Genomic DNA, 19,904 nt, shown 5'->3' with positions numbered 1-19,904 from the left:
TTTTCGTTTGAGTTTCTGCGCTAGATAAAAGGGCTAATAGATGCACGAAGGTGTGATGAAGGCATGGCTAGAATCTTCGCATTTGTACGGCGGTAACGTTGCGTACGTAGAAGATCTATATGAGGCGTATCTAGATGATGCAGCTTCAGTGCCAGAAGAGTGGCGAGAGGTGTTTGATCAACTACCTAAAGTTGATGGAGTGGATGTTGACACTAAACATTCAGAAGTAAGAGCGCAATTTGCGGAGCTTGCTAAAAACAAACACAGAGAAGTCGTGGTTTCCGCAGAGGGTTCTGCTGATGCCAAGCAAGTTAAAGTTCTGCAGTTAATTAATGCATTCCGTTTCAGAGGTCATCAGAACGCAAACCTAGATCCTTTAGGGATTTGGGATAGAGAACGTGTTCGCGATCTTGACCCTGCTTTTCATGATTTAACCGATGCAGACTTAGATAAAGAATTTAACGTTGGCTCTTTTGCTTGTGGCAAAGAGACAATGAAACTCAAAGACTTGTACGCTGCGCTTAAAGCGACATATTGTGGCTCTATCGGTGCTGAGTACATGCACATCACGTCTACCGAAGAAAAACGTTGGTTACAACAGCGTTTGGAATCGTCCTTCTCGAAGCCACAATTCGACAAAGAAACCAAACTAAGAATCTACAAAGGTCTAACTGCTGCAGACGGCTTAGAAAAGTACTTGGGCGCAAAATTTCCAGGCGCTAAGCGTTTCTCTCTAGAAGGCGGTGACTCACTTGTGCCTATGCTGAAAGAGCTTATTCACCGTGCTGGTGAAAGCGGTCAGCAAGAAGCCGTAATTGGTATGGCCCACCGTGGTCGTCTAAATGTACTAGTGAATGTATTGGGTAAAAACCCACAAGAACTATTTGACGAGTTTGCTGGTAAATACGGCGAGCACGCAGGTTCTGGTGACGTTAAATACCACATGGGTTTCTCTTCTGACTTCGGTACGAAGGGCGGCAATGTTCATATGGCATTGGCATTTAACCCATCTCACCTTGAAATCGTAAACCCAGTAGTAATGGGTTCGGTACGTGCTCGTCTTGACCGTTTGAATTGCCAAAGTGGTTCTAAAGCATTACCAATCACAATTCACGGTGACTCTGCAATCGCAGGTCAAGGTGTTGTTCAAGAAACGTTTAACTTATCGCAAACGCGTGCATACGGCGTTGGCGGTTCGATCCGTATCGTAGTTAATAACCAAGTTGGTTTCACTACGTCAAAACGCGAAGATACTCGTTCGACTGAATACTGTACTGATATCGCTAAAATGGTTCAGGCACCTATCTTCCACGTGAACGCAGACGATCCTGAAGCCGTTGCTTTTGTTACACAAGTTGCACTTGATTTCCGTAACAAGTTTAAACGTGATGTGGTGATTGACTTAGTATGTTACCGTCGTCACGGCCACAACGAAGCAGATGAGCCAAATGCAACGCAACCGCTGATGTATCAGAAGATCAAAAAGCACCCAGTACCTCGTCAATTGTATGCTGATCAACTTGTACGCGAAGGCGTGATTTCTGAAGACGATGCGAAACAAATTGCTGACGATTACCGAAATGGTCTTGATAAAGGCGTTTGTGTTGTAGAAGAAATTCAAAAAGAAACCAAACACTCATCAGATTGGTCTAAGTATGTTGGTCACGATTGGGACACGCCGTATGAGCCAAAGGTTGCGCTAGATAAACTCAAAGCGCTTGGCGAAAAGATTGCGAGCTACCCAGAGGCTCATAAAGCACAATCACGCGTTAAAAAGATTTACGATGATCGTAAACTTATGGCGCAAGGCGAGAAGATGCTCGATTGGGGTATGGCTGAGACATTGGCTTACGCGACCTTGGTTGATGAAGGCACTGATATTCGTCTTACTGGTCAGGACTCTGGTCGTGGTACATTCTTCCACCGTCATGCTGTAGTACATAACCAAAAAGACGCATCTACTTATCTTCCGCTGCAAAACATTCGTGAAGGCCAAGGCCTGTTCGAAGTGTACGATTCAGTACTTTCGGAAGAAGCGGTACTTGCATTCGAATATGGTTACGCGACAGCAGAGCCAACGTCATTGGTGCTGTGGGAAGCGCAATTTGGTGATTTCGCCAACGGTGCTCAAGTCGTTTTCGACCAATTCCTAAGTTCAGGTGAGCAGAAGTGGGGCCGTTTATGTGGTCTAACACTACTACTTCCTCATGGCTATGAAGGTCAAGGTCCAGAGCACAGTTCTTCGCGTTTAGAGCGTTATTTACAGCTTTGTGCTGACCACAATATGCAAGTATGTGTGCCGTCAACACCAGCGCAAGTTTATGCAATGCTACGTCGTCAATCGGTTCGTCCACTACGTCGTCCTCTGATTGTAATGACGCCTAAGTCGCTATTACGCCACCCATTAGCTGTTTCTAGCCTAGAAGAGCTATCCGAAGGCGTATTCAATAACATGATCGATGAGATTGATGATATCAATCCTGAAAACGTTGAGCGTGTTGTGTTCTGTAGCGGTAAGGTTTATTACGAACTACTGCAAGAACGTCGTAAGCAAGAGCTTAACAACGTGGCTATCGTTCGTGTTGAACAGCTATATCCATTCCCTCACAAAGAGATGGATGAGATCATGGCTCGCTACCAGCACGTAAAAGATTTTGTTTGGTGTCAAGAAGAGCCACAAAACCAAGGTGCTTGGTACTGTTCACAGCATCATTTCTGGGAAGCTATCCCTGCTGGCGCAAATCTGACTTATGCAGGCCGTAAGGCTTCAGCTGCACCAGCATGTGGATACATGTCTACACATACTAAAGAACAAAACGCGTTAATTGCTGACGCTTTAACAATTAAGAAATAAGGAATAAGAGATGACAACCGAAATTAAGGTTCCTGTTCTTCCTGAGTCTGTTGCCGATGCAACGGTTGCTACATGGCATGTAAGCGTTGGCGATAAAGTGACTCGTGATCAAAACTTAGTTGACATCGAAACGGATAAGGTCGTTTTAGAAGTTGTAGCACCAGAAGATGGTGTTATCGTTGCAATTTCTGAAGAGGAAGGCGCAACCGTTCTTGGCGAACAAGTTATTGCACAACTAGGTGCTGCTGATGAAGCAGCAGCGCCTGCTCAATCAAATGAAAAACCAGCAGCGTCAGAATTGGCGCCAGCAGCAGAAGGTAAAGAAGTGGACATTAAAGTACCTGTACTTCCTGAGTCAGTAGCAGACGCTACTATCGCAACTTGGCACGTTCAACCAGGTGAAGCGGTTAGCCGCGACCAGAACCTAGTTGATATTGAAACAGATAAAGTGGTTCTTGAAGTTGTTGCACCTGAAGACGGTGTGATGGGTGAGCACATCCACGCTGAAGGTGAGACAGTACTAGGTGATCAAGTTATCGGTAAAATCGTTGCCGGTGGCGCACCAGCTGCATCATCAAGTGCGAAGAAAGAAGAAGCACCAGCTGCTGCTTCTGACGAAAACTCAGATGTACTAACACCATCTGTTCGTCGCCTTATCGCAGAGAAAGGCCTTGATGCTGCTAAGATCAAAGGTTCTGGTAAAGGCGGTCGCATTACTAAAGAAGACGTGGACGCTTTCCTTAAAGCTCCAGCAAAGTCAGAGTCTAAGCCAGCAGCTTCTGCACCAGCTGCCCCGGTAGGTGAGCGTACTCAGAAACGTGTACCAATGACTCGTCTACGTAAGACAATCGCTAACCGCTTATTAGAAGCGAAGAACTCAACAGCAATGCTGACAACGTTCAACGAAGTAAACATGAAGCCAATCATGGATCTTCGTAAGCAGTACCAAGAGGTATTTGAGAAGCGCCATGGTATTCGTTTAGGTTTCATGTCTTTCTACGTGAAAGCGGTAACTGAAGCACTTAAGCGTTTCCCTGAAGTTAACGCGTCAATCGACGGTGACGATATCGTTTACCACAACTACTTTGACATCAGCATCGCGGTATCAACACCTCGTGGTCTAGTGACTCCAGTACTACGTGATTGCGATAAGCTTTCTGTTGCTGAAATCGAGAAAAATATTCGTGAATTGGCTATCAAAGGTCGTGATGGCAAACTAACTGTTGACGATATGACTGGCGGTAACTTCACTATTACCAACGGTGGTGTATTCGGCTCACTACTATCTACGCCTATCATCAACTTGCCACAGTCTTCAATCTTGGGCATGCACAAAATTCAAGAGCGCCCTATGGCAGTAAACGGTAAAGTTGAAATTTTACCTATGATGTACCTAGCACTATCTTATGACCACCGTCAAATCGATGGTAAAGAGTCAGTTGGTTTCCTAGTAACAATTAAAGAGTTACTTGAAGATCCAACACGTCTACTACTAGACGTATAATATTTGTTTAAAGAATAAGCTGTATGCTCGCATACAGCTTTTTTTTTGCGCCTTTGGTCTAAGTGGGGTTTTCATCAGAAGCCTTGGGATCTATACTATGTGCGCAATTTGGGATAGCTGACTATTTGCATAAATATTCAGCTTTTTTAGTATAAAAAATTGGATAAAGCATCATGAATTTGCATGAGTATCAGGCAAAACAACTTTTTGCCGAATATGGTTTACCTGTATCAGAAGGCTTTGCTTGTGATACACCTCAAGAAGCAGTTGAAGCTGCTGGTAAAATCGGTGGAGACAAGTGGGTTGTTAAGTGTCAAGTACACGCTGGCGGCCGTGGTAAAGCTGGCGGTGTTAAACTTGCAGACAGCAAAGACGAAATCCGCGCATTCGCTGAAAACTGGTTAGGTAAAAACCTAGTTACTTACCAAACAGACGAGAAAGGTCAGCCTGTTGCTAAAATCTTAGTAGAAAGCTGCACTGATATTGCAAATGAACTATACCTAGGTGCTGTTGTTGACCGTGGTTCACGTAAAATCGTGTTCATGGCATCAACTGAAGGTGGTGTAGAAATTGAACAAGTTGCAGAAGAAACGCCTGAACTAATTCATAAAGCTGAGATCGACCCACTAGTAGGTCCTCAAGCTTACCAAGGTCGTGAGCTAGCGTTCAAACTAGGTTTGAACCCAACTCAAGTTAAGCAATTCACTAAGATCTTCATGGGTCTAGCGCAAATGTTTATCAACCACGACTTTGCTCTACTAGAAATCAACCCTCTAGTGATCACAGACGCTGGTAACCTACACTGCCTAGACGGCAAAATCGGTGTAGACGGCAACGCATTGTTCCGCCAGCCTAAGATCCGCGAATTCCACGATCCTTCACAAGAAGACGCACGTGAAGCACACGCAGCAAGCTTTGAGCTTAACTACGTAGCACTAGACGGTAACGTTGGTTGTATGGTTAACGGTGCAGGCCTTGCGATGGGTACTATGGACATCGTAAACCTACACGGCGGCAAGCCAGCTAACTTCCTAGACGTTGGTGGCGGCGCGACTAAAGAGCGTGTATCTGAAGCATTCAAGATCATCCTTTCTGACGACAATGTTAAAGCAGTACTAGTTAACATTTTCGGTGGTATTGTACGTTGTGACATGATCGCTGAAGGTATTATTGGTGCGGTTAAAGAAGTTGGCGTAAACGTGCCAGTAGTTGTACGTCTTGAAGGTACTAACGCTGAAGCTGGTCGTGAAGTACTAGCTAACTCTGGCCTTGACATCATTGCAGCTGAGTCACTAACTGACGCTGCTGAGAAAGTAGTTGCTGCTGCGGAGGGCAAATAATGTCTGTACTAATTAACAAAGATACTAAAGTAATCTGTCAAGGTTTCACTGGTGGTCAGGGTACTTTCCACTCTGAGCAAGCTATCCAGTACGGTACGCAAATGGTTGGTGGTGTTTCTCCTGGTAAAGGCGGCACAACTCACCTAGGTCTACCTGTATTTAACACAGTACGTGAAGCGGTAGAGTCAACTGGTGCAACTGCATCTGTTATCTACGTACCAGCTGCATTCTGTAAAGACGCTATCCTTGAAGCGATCAGCGCAGGTATCGAACTAATCGTATGTATCACTGAAGGCATCCCTACACTAGATATGGTTGATGTTAAAGTGAAGCTAGAAGAAACTGGCGTTCGCATGATTGGTCCTAACTGCCCAGGTGTTATCACTCCAGGTGAAACTAAGATCGGTATCATGCCAGGTCACATCCACTTGCCTGGTAAAGTAGGTATCGTGTCACGTTCTGGTACTTTGACTTATGAAGCAGTTAAGCAAACAACTGACGCTGGCTTCGGTCAATCTACTTGTGTTGGTATCGGTGGTGACCCAATCCCAGGCACTAACTTCATCGACGTACTAGAGATGTTCCAAAACGATCCGCAAACTGAAGCTATCGTAATGATCGGTGAGATCGGCGGTACAGCTGAAGAAGAAGCGGCTGAGTACATCAAGCATAACGTAACTAAGCCTGTTGTTTCTTACATCGCAGGTGTTACAGCTCCTCCAGGTAAGCGTATGGGTCACGCTGGTGCAATTATCGCAGGTGGTAAAGGTACAGCTGACGAGAAATTCGCAGCGCTTGAAGCTGCGGGTGTTAAAACAGTTCGCTCTCTTGCAGAAATCGGTTCTGCACTAAAAGAGAAAGCGGGTTGGTAAGTTAATACCACACGTTAAAAAGGCTCCTCAAGGAGCCTTTTTTGATCTCGCTATACCAATTGCATGAGGGGATTATGCCTTTTCATAAACTCGGTCAGCTTTGTGAAGCCACAAAAAATGAATTATTAACACTTACTCAGCAAAACCCAACGTTCGACACTAAGCGCTGCAGCCGCAATGAAATATTATTGCAACAAGGGCAAGTGCAACGTCATGGCTTTTTTATCCGCTCTGGTAAGCTTGTATCATCGGTTGTAAATGAAACAGGGGAGCTAAGACATAAGGAGTTCTATTTTGCTGGTGAACTTTGTATTTTATTTGCTGAATGGATCCAAAAATCTCCTAGCTTCTATCAAATCTCTGCGCTGGATGATGTGGAGTTGGTACTCGTTCCGCTAGCCGAATTAGAACAAGATACTCTTCGCGCACTTAAATTAAAATTATTAGAACAGCAGTTGCTATTTAAAGAAGCAAAAGAAGCTTTTCTACTACTAAATACGCTGGAGCAAAGATATTGTTTTTTGCGTGACAAACGTCCGCATTGGGTTAATGGTTTAGCAAATTATGATCTGGCTAATTATTTGGGCGTTACACCTCAAGGGCTATCACGATTAAAGTCGCGAGTAAACAAAGCGCAAGCGACAACAACTAAGCGTTAGCTCAAAGACTATATTCACGCTCTACCTTGGCGATACGAGTTGTATAGCTTTGATACCATTTTTTATTGCCGTTTTTTTGCGCCTCAATATGCTCAGCATTGGCTTTCCATGCTTTGATTGACTCAAGGTCTTGCCAATAAGAAACGGTGATCCCAACCTCTTCACGCGCAGATTCTAATCCTAAAAAACCGGGTTGAAGCTGTGCAAGCTCGACCATTCTAGACGCGGTTTGGGCGTAGCCCTCGTCGTCTTCATTTTTTATATTGGTAAAAATTACGGCGTAATAGGGTGGTGGTGGAGTAGTTGCAATCATAAGTTGTAGCGCAGTAAATTGTAGATGCTATGTTTATACCAATTAACCTGTGCTCTAATCAATCACAATAAATGATGAGTTCCTCATCAGAGCAACTCATCATTTATTTCTAATATCACTCAACCCCAAAAGGATTGTCTATGCTGTGCGCAGGCTCAGTAAACCAACGTGGACCATCGTCGGTCATATAGAAATGGTCTTCCAAGCGAATGCCAAATTCATCAGGAATAACCAGCATCGGTTCATTTGAAAAACACATTCCAGCTGCAAGCGGTTCTGGGTTGTCTTTGACTAAATAAGGCCATTCGTGGATATCTAAGCCGATACCGTGCCCAGTGCGATGTGGGCAACCTGGTAGTTGATAATCAGGACCGAGCCCATTGCTGGCAATATACTCTCTCGCGGCTTTATCAACAGCGCCACAGGGCGCACCAATTTTGGCTACATTAAATGCTGCAATTTGCGCTTGCTTCTCAATTTGCCAAACGGACTTTTGCTTTTCACTGGGGTCGCCAAAAACATAAGTACGGGTGATATCGCTAAGATAGCCGTGTAACTTACAACCAGTGTCGACGAGAACCACATCGCCTTTTTTCAGCGTTTGTGGATTTTTTACACCATGTGGGAATGACGACGCCACACCAAATAGCACAATACAAAAATAATTGCCCGGTGCCCCCACTTTTTTGTGCGCTTCATTAATAAAGGCTTCAACTTCGGTTGTGGTGATCCCTTCATACAGCATAGATGCTGTTGCTTTATGTACGGCAAGTGTCATGTCCATTGCACGTTGAATAAGGGCAATTTCATTGGCCGATTTATGCATTCTACAATGCGCGGTTACTGCCTTTGCATTGATAAGCGAAAGCTCAGGTGCCGCGAGTCTGATCCCATCAGCAACAAAAAACGCGGTGCTTTCATCAATGGCGAGTGTGCCTGTGCTATCAATATTGAGTGTGTTAAGTACGTTTGCAACGAGCTCGTAAGGAGATTCTTCTTCTTGCCAAGCATGAATAGGGCCTTCAATCAGCCAATAATCCTTAATAGAGCCAATTTCAAAAAACGGGACGATAAACTGAACTTGTCCATTGGCGGGTAAAATAGCACCGACCAAACGCTCACTGGCGTACCATTGCAAACCAGTGAAGTATTTTAAATTTGTACCAGCATTTAAATAGAGTGCATCAATGTTGTTTTGCTGCATATATTGTTGAGCTTTTTCTATTCTTGCTAAATACTCGCTTTCGGCAATTGGCGCTACACCTTTGGTCATATTTTCTAAGTTATCTAGCGCTTGCTGCGCGCTCTGGTATGCAATACCTTTCATTTATTGTGATCCTTAGCTAATTAAATCGAGCAATACTAAAGGGAGTAAGATCGATGTCGTTGGGCTTGTTGTCAATAAGATCTGCGATACATTCACTTGAAATTGCGGCTTGGGTCAGTCCTAAGTGCTGATGACCCAGTGCAAAATATAGGTTGTGATGATTTGGCGCTTGTCCGATGACAGGTAAATAATCTGGGAGTGAGGGGCGGCAGCCAACCCAAAGCGCCTCACTGTGTTGTGGCAGAGTTTGCCTTAATAGAATGCTTGCGTGATGTAATAATGCACGAGCACGGCTGTAGTTGGGTTTACTATCCAGTGTGGCAAATTCTACCGTGCCGGCCAGTCGTAAACCTTGTGACATGGGCGTCATGATAAACCCTCGCTCACTTGATGCAACAGGTCGTGTAAGCGTATTCTTCACTGCCAACATGTTGTGATAACCACGCTCGGCAATCATGGGCAGTGAGTAACCTAAAGACGCACAGAGTGTTTTACTTGCCGCTCCTGTTGCTACAACTACTTTGTTAAAGGTCATCTTGTGGCTTTTGGAGTGAAGTGTATAGCCATGCTCTGTGTGGATAATATTGTCGATTGAGGCTTGTTTGAATGCTCCCCCTAGCTGCATAAACTGCTCATATAAAGTCAAACAAAGGGCGTAGGGATCTGTGCTATGCGCGACTTTATCAAAATACAGTGCTGAGGTAATGGTACTCGATAGGCTCGACTCCATTTCTCGGGCTTGATCACCTGTAAGTAAGCTCACTGAGATGTCTTGTTCGGTGTATTTGTTATAACTTTTACGGGCAGAGCTTTCGTCACCTTCAAATACCAGTAAACTGCCGTTGCTAGATATAAGTGTGTGATACTTATCACCAAGTAAACGCTGGTATGCGGGTAGTGCGCGTTCATTTAAACTTCTAAGTGCGATTGTACCTTTGTGGAAACAGCTACTTTTCATTTGCTTTAAGAATCGTACAAACCAAGGCATATTTTTGAGCAAAGAGATGGTCTCAATTCGCAAAGGCCCCACCGGATTGACTAACATGCCAGGCACCTTTGTTAGTAAAGCTGCGTCTGCCATTGGAAATACCTGTTCCGTGGCAAAATGCCCAGCATTACCCTTGGAGCATCCCTCTGCGGGCTGATTTTTATCGAGCAAGGTAACAGCGTGGCCTCGTCTAGCTAATTGCAGCGCGGTGGTTATCCCAATGATCCCTGCACCGATCACTGCAATTTTATTATTACTTTCCACAATTTACCTCTCCATCCTAAATTGTATTTCCACATAGACATCAATCAGGTCTCGTTTAAATACCAAAAAGAAAAAATTTACCACTTATAAATCATAAGATTACAGACGTTTAAGTCAGTCATTTGAGCTAATGGTTAAAAAATCTCCCTTTTGAATATTGATTATTGTATACAATATACCTATTATGGCAAGCACAATAACTAAACAACCTAATGAAAGGCGAGAACCATGAACGTAAATTGGCAGGGTGTATATCCAGCAGTAACCACTCAATTCCATGATGACGAAAGCATCAACTTTGATACCACCAAAGAGATGATAGATAACCTGATTAACGAAGGGGTTCATGGCATCATAGTATTAGGCACCGTCGGTGAAAACTGCTCACTCACGGCTGACGAGAAACGCCAAGTTTTAAAAGCGGCAACAGAAGTGGTAGGTGATAGAGTGCCACTACTTAGCGGTGTGGCTGAGACCACAACTGCGCTTGCTGTCGAGTTTGCCAAGGATGCAGAAGCGCTTGGCATAGATGGACTAATGGTATTGCCGGGGATGGTTTACCGCTCAACCGAGTGCGAAGCGATTCATCATTACCAACAGGTAGCGCGAAGCACGGCATTACCTATTATGATTTACAACAATCCGGTGACCTACGGTGTCGATGTGTCTATTGAAGGCATGAAAACCTTAGCTGAGGAGTCCAATATTGTTTCAGTAAAAGAAGCAACGGAAGATACCCGCCGTATTAGCGAGCTGTTTAGCGCATTTGGCGACCGCTACGTGGTATTTGGTGGTGTTGATGATATCGCACTGGAAAGCCTGATGCTTGGCGCGACGGGTTGGATCTCGGGATTAACCAATGTATTCCCACGCGAGTCAGTGGCTATTTATAAACTTGCTGAACAAGGTCGCTATGAGGAAGCGCGCGCATTGTGGCGTTGGTTTTTACCTTTGCTACGCTTAGATACTATTCCGACACTAGTGCAGTGCATCAAATATGCAGAACATTTGGCTGGACGCGGTAGTGAAGTGACTCGTTCTCCAAGATTGCCACTCACCCAAGAGCAAAAAGCTTACGTGAGTCGTTTGTACGATGAAGCGATGGCAAATCGAATTGACTTAAGCCAATATAACTTGGACTAAGCGTATGATTTTAGGCACCTACTATTGTATAGATGGCCACACCTGTGGCAATCCCGTGCGCTTGGTCACGAGTGGTCATCCACCGCTTTTGGGCGAGAGCATGAGTGAAAAGCGCCAACATTTTTTACGCGACTACGATTGGATAAGGCGCGCACTGATGTTTGAGCCCAGGGGCCATGACATGATGTCGGGTGCCTTTTTATATCCACCGACCACTGCTGATGGGGATGTGGCAATCCTATTTATCGAAACTTCTGGGTGCTTGCCGATGTGTGGGCACGGCACTATCGGGACAGTCACTTTTGGCCTTGAAAGCGGTCTTATAACTCCAAAGGAACATGGTGTACTCAAGCTTGACACCCCTGCGGGGCGCGTGAATGCCTATTATGAGATGAAGGCAGATAAAGTGACTTGGGTAAAGCTCTACAATGTGCCGGCATTTTTGGCGTACCAAGCGGTGCCTGTCCATGTTGATGGGCTAGGGGAGCTCATCGTTGATATTGCCTACGGCGGTAACTTTTACATTATTGTTGAGCCTCAAAGTCTATTTGCTGGTGTGGATCAAAGCTGCGCTGCTAAATTATTGGCATGGAGCCCCAAAGTGCGCGCGGCAGTTAACGCGCAAATAAATCCAATTCATCCCGAAGATTCTTCTGTATGTGGCGCCTCCCATGTGTTATGGACAGGCAAGCCACAACATCCAGATAGTCATGCTGCAAACGCGGTATTTTATGGCGATAAAGCGATTGATAGATCGCCTTGTGGCACCGGCACAAGTGCACGCATGGCACAGCTGTTTGCAAAAGGACTGCTAAAAGATGGCGACACTTTTGTTCACGAGAGCATCATAGGCAGCCAATTTATCGGTAAGGTTGAAGGCACAACTGAAGTCGCGGGAAAAGCTGCAATTTTGCCAAGTATTCAAGGTTGGGCACGTCAAACGGGGAGTAATTGTATCACTGTAGATGACGAAGATCCGTATGCATTTGGTTTTCAGGTGCTCTAGGGCCTGTTGACCTTTGCTGCAAAAACAAACTTGAATGATCAACAGGCCCTAGCCATTAAGATTGAAAGAAAACAGGAGCTAACAATGAATTTATCAGGAAAGAGCTACATTAACGGTGCGTGGCAAGCCGCACAAACGGCAACAACGTTTTACGCGTTTTGCCCAGCAACCAATGAGCCGCTGACGCAAGCATTTTTTAACGCTAGTGAAGTACAAGTAGAGGAAGCTGTTAATGCGGCAGAGCAGGCTTTTAAGGCTTATCGTAAAACGTCGATGACTGCTCGAGCAGAGTTTTTAGAAACCATAGCCCAAGAAATTCTTGCCTTAGGTGATGGGCTAATAACCACAACAATGGCAGAAACTAACCTGCCAAGGGCAAGGCTCGAGGGCGAGCGTGGCCGCACGGTAAACCAATTAAACGCATTTGCTGCAGCGCTGAGAGATAACCTAGCTGAGCTTTGCCTTGCTAAGGAAGAGCAAGCGGACCCAAATCGCACGCCGCTGCCTAAGCCAAAAACACAGCTTAAGCATATTCCTATTGGCGTTGTTGCGGTGTTTGGTGCATCAAACTTCCCTTACGCTTTCTCAACGCTTGGAGGCGATACTGCAGCTGCGTTAGCCGCTGGTTGCCCCGTGGTGTATAAAGGTCACCCAGCACATCCGGCAACGTGTGAGCTAATGACCAAGGCCATTGCTGCAGCAATAAGCAAATGTGATATGCCAAGCGGGGTGTTTTCAATGCTGCAAGCGAAAGCGTACGATGTCGCGCATCGGCTGGTTAAAGCTGAGCCTATCAAAGCGGTTGGATTTACGGGCTCCTTTGGCGTCGCAAAAGCATTGCAGGGCACTATAGCGAAGCGCGATGAACCTATCCCGCTTTACGGTGAGCTTGGCAGCGTAAACCCGCAAATTGTCTTACCTGAAAAAATACAGTCGCAAGGCGCAGAGCTTGGTGCACAATTTGTCCAGTCTTTACTTATGGGCAATGGTCAATTTTGTACTAGCCCCGGTATTTGGTTGGTGCCAAGCAATCATTCACAAACATTTATCGAGACAGCTAAGCAAAATATTAGCGCAGCACCTTCCGATACCTTATTAACCCCTGGCATTTTAAAAGCTTATCAAAACAGCACTGCGGCGCTAAAAGCACACCCTCAAGTAACGTTGTTGAGCGCTGGTGAGCAAGCACAGCCGTTTCACGCCAACGCGCACTTGTTTTCAACGGATAGCAAAAGTTTTGTATCTGACGAGAGGCTTAAAGAAGAAGTCTTTGGGCCAAGTGCTTTAGTGGTGAGCTATGACGACTTAGCGCAGCTTGAGGACTTAATCGCAGACTTAGATGGGCAGCTCACCGCCAGTATTCATGGCACTGATTCTGACTTACATCAAGCCGAAGACATCATAGAGGCGTTACAATACCGCGTAGGTCGATTGATTTATGGGCAAATGCCAACGGGCGTTGAAGTGTGTGCCACCATGAACCATGGCGGGCCGTTCCCGTCATCAACTGATGTACGTTCAACGTCGGTAGGGTTAGAAGCGCTAAAACGATTCGTAAGACCAATTTGTATACAAAGTTAAGCAAACCAAGCCCATAGCATTGCTATGGGCTTTTCTAATGTATTGAACTTAAGGTGGTTTTAGTGCTTATGGCGAGGTTGCATCGTAGGTAGATACTTAGGAGGTTTTCGCTTGAGCAGATATGTGTAGAGTGATAAGTTACCGCTTTTCATAACAATAATCGGAAAAGTGATAGCATTCATGGTTTATAAAAACACAGATAAAAAGCCTAATTCACTAATTAACTCAAACAAGCACAAGTTCAAACTAGCGCTGGCTTTAGGAGTCATAGCGCTAGTCGGTACGGTTATATTTTTTGCCCTGACCAGTAATTTTATGGCGGTTGACAATTGTTTAGATGCTGGGGGAAGCTTCGATTACGCACTAGAGACTTGTGTTCATTCATAAAGTCACCGTTATATGTGTCGCTCCTCATACAATGTTAACCGGTGCGATTTAATAACGAGGAACAAATATGTCTCTTCATCTACGAGTAAACTATAAAACGAAACTCAGTACAATAAACATAAATCTAGGTTTGCTCAGCTGTTGGTAACTCAACACTTGACTCTGTAATTAATCAAGACAAACATGCAATTTGAACTCAGATGCGTTTATAATGAGTTCATAAAACAATAATTACTAAATACTATGGCGATTGTACATAAAACTCGAACTCAATTAGTTGCTGAAGCAATTCGTGAAAAAATCCTCACAGGCGAAATCAAAGCGGGCGAGCCGCTGAGGCAAGCCGCGCTGGCAGATGAGTTAAATGTAAGTCGTATTCCCGTTAGAGAAGCACTGCTGCAACTAGAAGCCGAAGGCTTAGTTAACTTTGAAGCGCACAAAGGCGCGACGGTCACACGTTTAAGCGCTGAGCAAATCGACGAAATTTTTGACCTACGCGCATTGTTGGAAGCCGAGCTTTTATGCCATTCAATCGATAGATTAACGGCGCGCGACTTGCTAGAAGCTGAAGCCATCTTAGCCGAGCTTGAAGAAGCAATGGCTGCTGGCGATACACAACTGGCAACTGGCAAGCTTAACGCCGAATTTCACAGCAAACTCTACAGCAAAGCACAGCGCCCACAGACTCGTGAGCTGGTGGATGTGTACAGTAAAAATTCCGAGCGTTATGTGCGCATGCATATCCTACTTGCAGGTGGCATTAAAACCGCACCAGATGAACACCGCCAGCTATTGGAATTGTGCCGCGATAAAAATACCAAAGGGGCATGTAACTTTTTGAAAAAACATATTACTGGCGCAAAAGATGATATCAAAGCATTGCTGCTTAAGCTTGAAAGCGAGCAGTAGGTAAACTTGGTGGGGTAGGCTTCGGCGGATATCTGAACAATCGTCACGTATATTCCAATGGCGGCTCGATTGTTCAGGGGGCTGTGATTATATTTGCTTGCAAGAGCAAGTGCTCATTTAAGGTTATCTTTTAACTTATGCTAACTCTTTTGAGTAAAGGCGGCACATACTGCAACTCCAAGGCTACACCCAAAAGCCGCACCTATTGCCACACTAAAAGCTAGTATGTTAAACGCTACGCCAACCATAACACCTATTGTAGTTCCAATAACTGCGCCAACTGCAATACTTTTTCCAAGAAACTGATTGTTTAGCTTTTTAGGGGGAGACATAGAAATAATCCTTTATTTTTTAAATAACTTTGAGCGTGCAGAGCAAACTAACAGTAAACAGTAACACCTGCAATCGCCTCATTCTGTTTCATATTAGTACCAGATTAATCAAACATCCACCAACTTTCTTTGTTAAAAAGTAGGGCAATTTATTCGTAGCGAGTAGATGACTCCCAAAGGCACTTTCTTAACTCTAAAAGAAAGTAAGCTTAACTTTGGAAATGTACATTAGCTAAGCTATTGTATCCCCCATACAAACCATAATCGTATCTAACTGTCCCAACCTTGATCCACATCATCCTCGCAAGACTAAAGTCTCATCAAAACTTGGCGGTTTTTTATCTATCTTTACTAAGTTCCAGCGAAACTGAGTAACTTATTATGACAACAATAACCTATCAACAGGCATACCACACATTTACCCAAGACCCAGAGGCGTTTTGGCTTAAAGAAGCGACACGGCTTGATTGGCACACGCCACCAAAAATCGGACATAGCCAAGACCAAGAGGGGTTGAGTCATTGGTTTAGCGATGGTTTGATGAATACCAGTTATGTGGCACTCGACCATCATGTACACCAAGGGAGAGGAGAGCAAACAGCATTAATTTATGACTCGCCGGTGACGAATACCAAACGCAAAATTAGCTATCGCGAGTTGCTCTCTCAAGTGAGCCATTTTGCGGCAGGCTTAAATCAGCTTGGTGTAAGCGTAGGGGATAGAGTCGTAATTTATATGCCCATGGTGCCTGAGGCGGTCGTTGCTATGCTTGCTTGCGCGCGCGTGGGTGTTATTCATTCAGTGGTGTTTGGCGGTTTTGCACCTCATGAGCTTGCGGTGAGAATAGATGATGCTAAACCAAAGCTAGTGATCAGTGCTTCTTGCGGAATTGAAATAGGCCGCACTATTGAATACAAGCCTATGCTGGATGAGGCTTTGTCGCTGGCAAAGCATCAAGTTGAACATTGCGTTGTGTTACAGCGTGAAGCATACCAAGCGCAGATGTCATCGCCAAGAGACTTAGACTGGGCGGTGGTGGCAAACACGCCAGAACCCTTTGATGCCGTGCCGCTACCAAGCACGCATCCGCTTTATATTTTGTATACCTCTGGCACCACAGGTACACCCAAAGGAGTAGTGCGAGAGCAGGGCGGTCATGCTGTGGCATTAAACTACAGTATGAAAACCGTTTACGGCATGGCGCCCGGCGAAGTATTTTGGGCAGCATCTGACATTGGTTGGGTTGTGGGCCATTCTTATATTGTTTATGGCCCACTGATTTATGGTTGCACTAGCGTATTATACGAAGGTAAACCGATTAAAACCCCAGATGCAGGGGCGTTTTGGCGAGTGGTAGAAGAATACCAAGTGGCTGCACTTTTTAGTGCACCTACGGCATTTCGTGCCATTAAAAAAGAAGATCCGAGCGCTGCGCTCTTGGCTAACTACAACACAAGCAGTCTAAAAGCGCTATTTTTAGCTGGTGAACGACTTGACCCTGCTACCTACGATTGGCTACAGTCCACCACAAAGCTGCCGGTAATTGACCACTGGTGGCAAACCGAAACGGGTTGGGCAATTGCATCTAACCCAGTTGGAATTGAATTGATGCCAACAAAGGCGGGCAGTGCCACTGTTCCCACACCGGGCTATCAAGTCGAGATCCTTGATGTGGACGGCAGTCCTTGCGAGGCCAATCAACAAGGTGTTGTTGCGGTGAAATTACCACTCCCTCCCGGTTGTTTAACCACTATTTGGAATAACACGGCGCGCTTTAAAGGCAGTTACTTATCACAATACCCCGGCTATTACCTCTCTGGCGATGGCGGGTATTTTGATGAAGACGGCTACCTGTTTATTATGGGCCGCACCGATGACGTAATAAACGTAGCCGGGCATAGACTGTCAACCGGTGAAATGGAAGAGATCGTCGCAGGCCACAATGCAATTGCAGAATGCGCCGTGTTTGCCGGTAAAGACGAGCTAAAAGGCCAAGTGCCTATTGCCATGGTGGTACTGAAAGATGGCGTAAACACCACAGAAACAGCCATTGCAGAGGAAATAAGAAGCCTGATCCGCGAAAAAATCGGTGCGATTGCCTGTCTTAAAACCATTAAAGTGGTTGAGCGTTTACCCAAAACCCGTTCAGGTAAAATACTCAGAAAGAACCTACGCCAGCTGGTGGACGGTGAAGACATCATCGTGCCATCTACCATTGACGACCCCACCATTATTGAAGAGTTACAGCTAATGTGGAATACATGCCAACACCATAATAGATGAGAGAATTATACCAATTGGTCTTAATACTTGCTCAATTTGAAGAAGCAAACCTGACGCTAACGGTGTTAAAGCTTTCTTATTTAGAACACTAAATAACCTGAGCTTCGGATAATTAATGCCTTTCTAGCAGCCTGTTTTAGCGCTAACTGCGTTAAATTCACTTCCAATAGCCCAGCTATTGGGCCGTAAATTTGCCTTGCCTACAAGGATGTAGGTACCAGTGCGGTAGCAGAACGCGAGATCGGAGTTATCCCCAAAACTCTTTGGCTAGGTAAGAAGATAGTTTAAGGTGATTAAAAAAACAGTGAGTCAGTTCATTCCTTATCCAAACCTCAGGTTAAATAGAATTTTTGCCTGATTATCGACAAGATCTTCTCGCCTCAAAATAAGTCACTTAATTAAGCGAATTGGTATTAATGCAATATAAACTCTTCATTTCTTCGAGGGGTTATTTCAACACAAGCAGAACGAATATTTTGCCAATGCAAATTATATTAGTAAGCCGCACTGCTGTTTATCGACGAAGTCAGCATTTCATATTAGCGCCAAGCGGTGCGGGCTATTACGGCATTAACTACAAACTTTGAGCGTAATGATAAAGCGCTTTTAAGATCTGCATATTGTGCTCATTACCTTCATTCTCTGCGACTAAATTTTCAAGCTCTAGCATAAAATCTTCGGCTGAAATTGAAGGGTTATCTTCATTATGCATCAACTTGTTTTGGCAGTATTTACGCCATTTATCAAGCTCTACAGGTGAGAGCGTCTGCGGCCAGTTTCTTGCTCGATAGCGAAACAGCAACGTGTTAAATTTACTGTCTTCAAAATCCAGTTTAATGGTTGCCAACTCTTCAGGCGATGCATTGCGAATGATTGCAAATTTGGCTTTATCGGCCTTGCTGGTGAAACCATCGTAGAGTTGATAATCCGGATTACTTGGTTTCTCGAATCCCTTTTCATCGCTAAAGACTTCTGCAACTTTATCCCTTAATTCAGAGCGGGCCTTAAGATATTTTAAGTTTTCGAGGCATTGCTCGCGGTCAATTCCAAGCCTTGCTGCATTTTCGGGCAAGAGGGTCTTAGCTGGTGCAACCAGCGGGCATTTATTGATATGTACTAGTTTTAATCCAACCGGTAGTTCATCATCACCCAATTCACTGCGTTTTGTATAAAGCCGTTGTTTGAGTGCCTCAACGTCAAGGTCATTCAATACCTCCGGCGACTGTGTTAAGTCAAAGCAGATCACGGCATTGCTATTGACCGGGTGAAAACTCATCGGGGCAATCCAAGTGGTGCAACCTTGTTGCGCTGGAAACATAGAAGAAACGTGTACTAAAGGCTGCATATTGAAAACATCGATTAGGCTCGACACCGCTTTTTTATGTCTGTGATTAAAGTAGAACTCATACAGTTTTGGCTGTTTGGTTTTAATCAGTTTTGCCAGCGCAATCGTTGCGGTAACATCACTCAATGCATCGTGCGCGGCGCCGTGCTCAATGCCATTGGCGACGGTTAAGTGTTCCAGTTTAAAACTAGGGTTACCATCTTCACGGGTTGGCCATTCAATCCCTTCAGGGCGAAGCGCATAGCAGGCTCTAACTAGATCTATGATATCCCAGCGGCTATTGCCATTTTGCCATTCACGCTCATAGGGGTCATAAAAGTTACGATAAAGGCTATAACGGGTTAGCTCATCATCAAACCGAATACTGTTATATCCAGCAACGCAGGTTTGTGGCTTTGCAAATTCAGCGTGGATCTTTGCCATAAACTCGGCCTCGGTCAGGCCTTTTTTTAGTGCTAACTGTGGTGTGATCCCGGTGACTAAACAGGCTTGAGGATGCGGGAGATAATCAGGCGCTGGTTGACAATACTCAATCAGTGGCTCACCAATAATATTGAGGTCCAGATCCGTTCTGATCCCAGCAAATTGGCTTGGCCTGTCTTTTTGCGGCGTCGCACCCCAGCTCTCGTAGTCGTGCCAATAGATAGTGGGTGTATTCTGGTCGTTTCCTGATGTTTCTGATTGGCTCATATTCGTCATAAAATCAATGGCTTATTGCTGTTTTTGTTTTCTCTTCGTTTTTCCATGTTTCTTGCAATTATGCACAAGTGTGTATATAAGTGTGTATATCAAAACTA

Annotated in this window: 14 protein-coding genes; 10 read left to right on the top strand and 4 right to left on the bottom strand. The window is 44.9% G+C overall.

The genetic code is table 11. The features are described from left to right. Nucleotides 1–40 precede the first annotated feature (40 nt). The 5 genes from sucA to MHN32_RS01610 all read left to right on the top strand — a co-directional run bounded on the left by sucA (nucleotide 41) and on the right by MHN32_RS01610 (nucleotide 7,229). Nucleotides 41–2,854: a 2-oxoglutarate dehydrogenase E1 component gene (gene sucA / locus MHN32_RS01630; RefSeq protein ID WP_010371459.1), complete on the top strand. Its 2,814-nt coding sequence runs from the start codon at nucleotides 41–43 to the stop codon at nucleotides 2,852–2,854. A 10-nt stretch (nucleotides 2,855–2,864) separates the two neighbouring features. Further along, nucleotides 2,865–4,358 carry a 2-oxoglutarate dehydrogenase complex dihydrolipoyllysine-residue succinyltransferase gene (gene odhB, locus MHN32_RS01625; RefSeq protein ID WP_239420740.1) on the top strand — a complete coding sequence of 498 codons (1,494 nt, stop codon included), beginning with the start codon at nucleotides 2,865–2,867 and terminating at the stop codon, nucleotides 4,356–4,358. A gap of 173 nt (nucleotides 4,359–4,531) precedes the next feature. Further along, nucleotides 4,532–5,698, top strand: a complete 1,167-nt coding sequence (gene sucC / locus MHN32_RS01620; protein WP_010371452.1) for an ADP-forming succinate--CoA ligase subunit beta — start codon at nucleotides 4,532–4,534, stop codon at nucleotides 5,696–5,698. Then, nucleotides 5,698–6,570, top strand: coding sequence for a succinate--CoA ligase subunit alpha (gene sucD, locus MHN32_RS01615; RefSeq protein ID WP_010371451.1), 873 nt, complete (start codon nucleotides 5,698–5,700; stop codon nucleotides 6,568–6,570). Before sucC ends, sucD begins: the two co-directional genes overlap by 1 nt. Nucleotides 6,571–6,611: 41 nt before the next feature. Next, nucleotides 6,612–7,229 (top strand): cyclic nucleotide-binding domain-containing protein, encoded by a 618-nt coding sequence (locus MHN32_RS01610; protein ID WP_239420739.1) that lies wholly within the window; start codon nucleotides 6,612–6,614, stop codon nucleotides 7,227–7,229. A 1-nt stretch (nucleotide 7,230) separates the two neighbouring features. On the opposite strand, the gene MHN32_RS01605 is transcribed toward MHN32_RS01610, so the two are convergent. The 3 genes from MHN32_RS01605 to MHN32_RS01595 form a co-directional block, all read right to left on the bottom strand. Beyond that, nucleotides 7,231–7,542 (bottom strand): antibiotic biosynthesis monooxygenase, encoded by a 312-nt coding sequence (locus tag MHN32_RS01605; RefSeq protein WP_239420738.1) that lies wholly within the window; start codon nucleotides 7,540–7,542, stop codon nucleotides 7,231–7,233. Between the two features lie 115 nt (nucleotides 7,543–7,657). Continuing rightward, complete coding sequence (locus MHN32_RS01600) at nucleotides 7,658–8,869, bottom strand: Xaa-Pro peptidase family protein (protein ID WP_239420737.1); 1,212 nt, start codon at nucleotides 8,867–8,869, stop codon at nucleotides 7,658–7,660. Between the two features lie 16 nt (nucleotides 8,870–8,885). Continuing rightward, a complete protein-coding gene (locus tag MHN32_RS01595) occupies nucleotides 8,886–10,121 on the bottom strand; it encodes an FAD-dependent oxidoreductase (protein ID WP_239420736.1) in 1,236 nt (411 codons plus the stop codon). 228 nt (nucleotides 10,122–10,349) lie between these two features. Here MHN32_RS01595 and MHN32_RS01590 point away from each other — a divergent pair, with 228 nt between their 5' ends. From MHN32_RS01590 to MHN32_RS01570, 5 genes are all read left to right on the top strand, one after another. Next, the gene (locus MHN32_RS01590; RefSeq protein ID WP_211868845.1) at nucleotides 10,350–11,264 is read left to right on the top strand and encodes a dihydrodipicolinate synthase family protein; all 915 of its coding nucleotides are present in this window, start codon (nucleotides 10,350–10,352) and stop codon (nucleotides 11,262–11,264) included. Between the two features lie 4 nt (nucleotides 11,265–11,268). Continuing rightward, nucleotides 11,269–12,270: a 4-hydroxyproline epimerase gene (locus MHN32_RS01585; RefSeq protein ID WP_211868853.1), complete on the top strand. Its 1,002-nt coding sequence runs from the start codon at nucleotides 11,269–11,271 to the stop codon at nucleotides 12,268–12,270. Nucleotides 12,271–12,354: 84 nt separating this feature from the next. After that, nucleotides 12,355–13,851, top strand: coding sequence for an aldehyde dehydrogenase (NADP(+)) (locus tag MHN32_RS01580; RefSeq protein ID WP_235367479.1), 1,497 nt, complete (start codon nucleotides 12,355–12,357; stop codon nucleotides 13,849–13,851). A 630-nt stretch (nucleotides 13,852–14,481) separates the two neighbouring features. Continuing rightward, nucleotides 14,482–15,147, top strand: coding sequence for a GntR family transcriptional regulator (locus MHN32_RS01575; protein WP_239420735.1), 666 nt, complete (start codon nucleotides 14,482–14,484; stop codon nucleotides 15,145–15,147). Nucleotides 15,148–15,860: 713 nt separating this feature from the next. Beyond that, nucleotides 15,861–17,762 carry a propionyl-CoA synthetase gene (locus MHN32_RS01570; protein ID WP_275440109.1) on the top strand — a complete coding sequence of 634 codons (1,902 nt, stop codon included), beginning with the start codon at nucleotides 15,861–15,863 and terminating at the stop codon, nucleotides 17,760–17,762. A gap of 574 nt (nucleotides 17,763–18,336) precedes the next feature. Here the strand turns inward: MHN32_RS01570 and sbcB are convergent. After that, on the bottom strand, nucleotides 18,337–19,806 hold the full coding sequence (gene sbcB, locus MHN32_RS01565) for an exodeoxyribonuclease I (RefSeq protein WP_239420734.1): 1,470 nt from the start codon (nucleotides 19,804–19,806) through the stop codon (nucleotides 18,337–18,339). Nucleotides 19,807–19,904: the final 98 nt, after the last annotated feature.

It is taken from the genome of Pseudoalteromonas sp. Of11M-6 (assembly GCF_022347905.1).
Lineage (GTDB): Bacteria > Pseudomonadota > Gammaproteobacteria > Enterobacterales > Alteromonadaceae > Pseudoalteromonas.
This window is presented reverse-complemented; position numbering and strand designations above follow the sequence as displayed.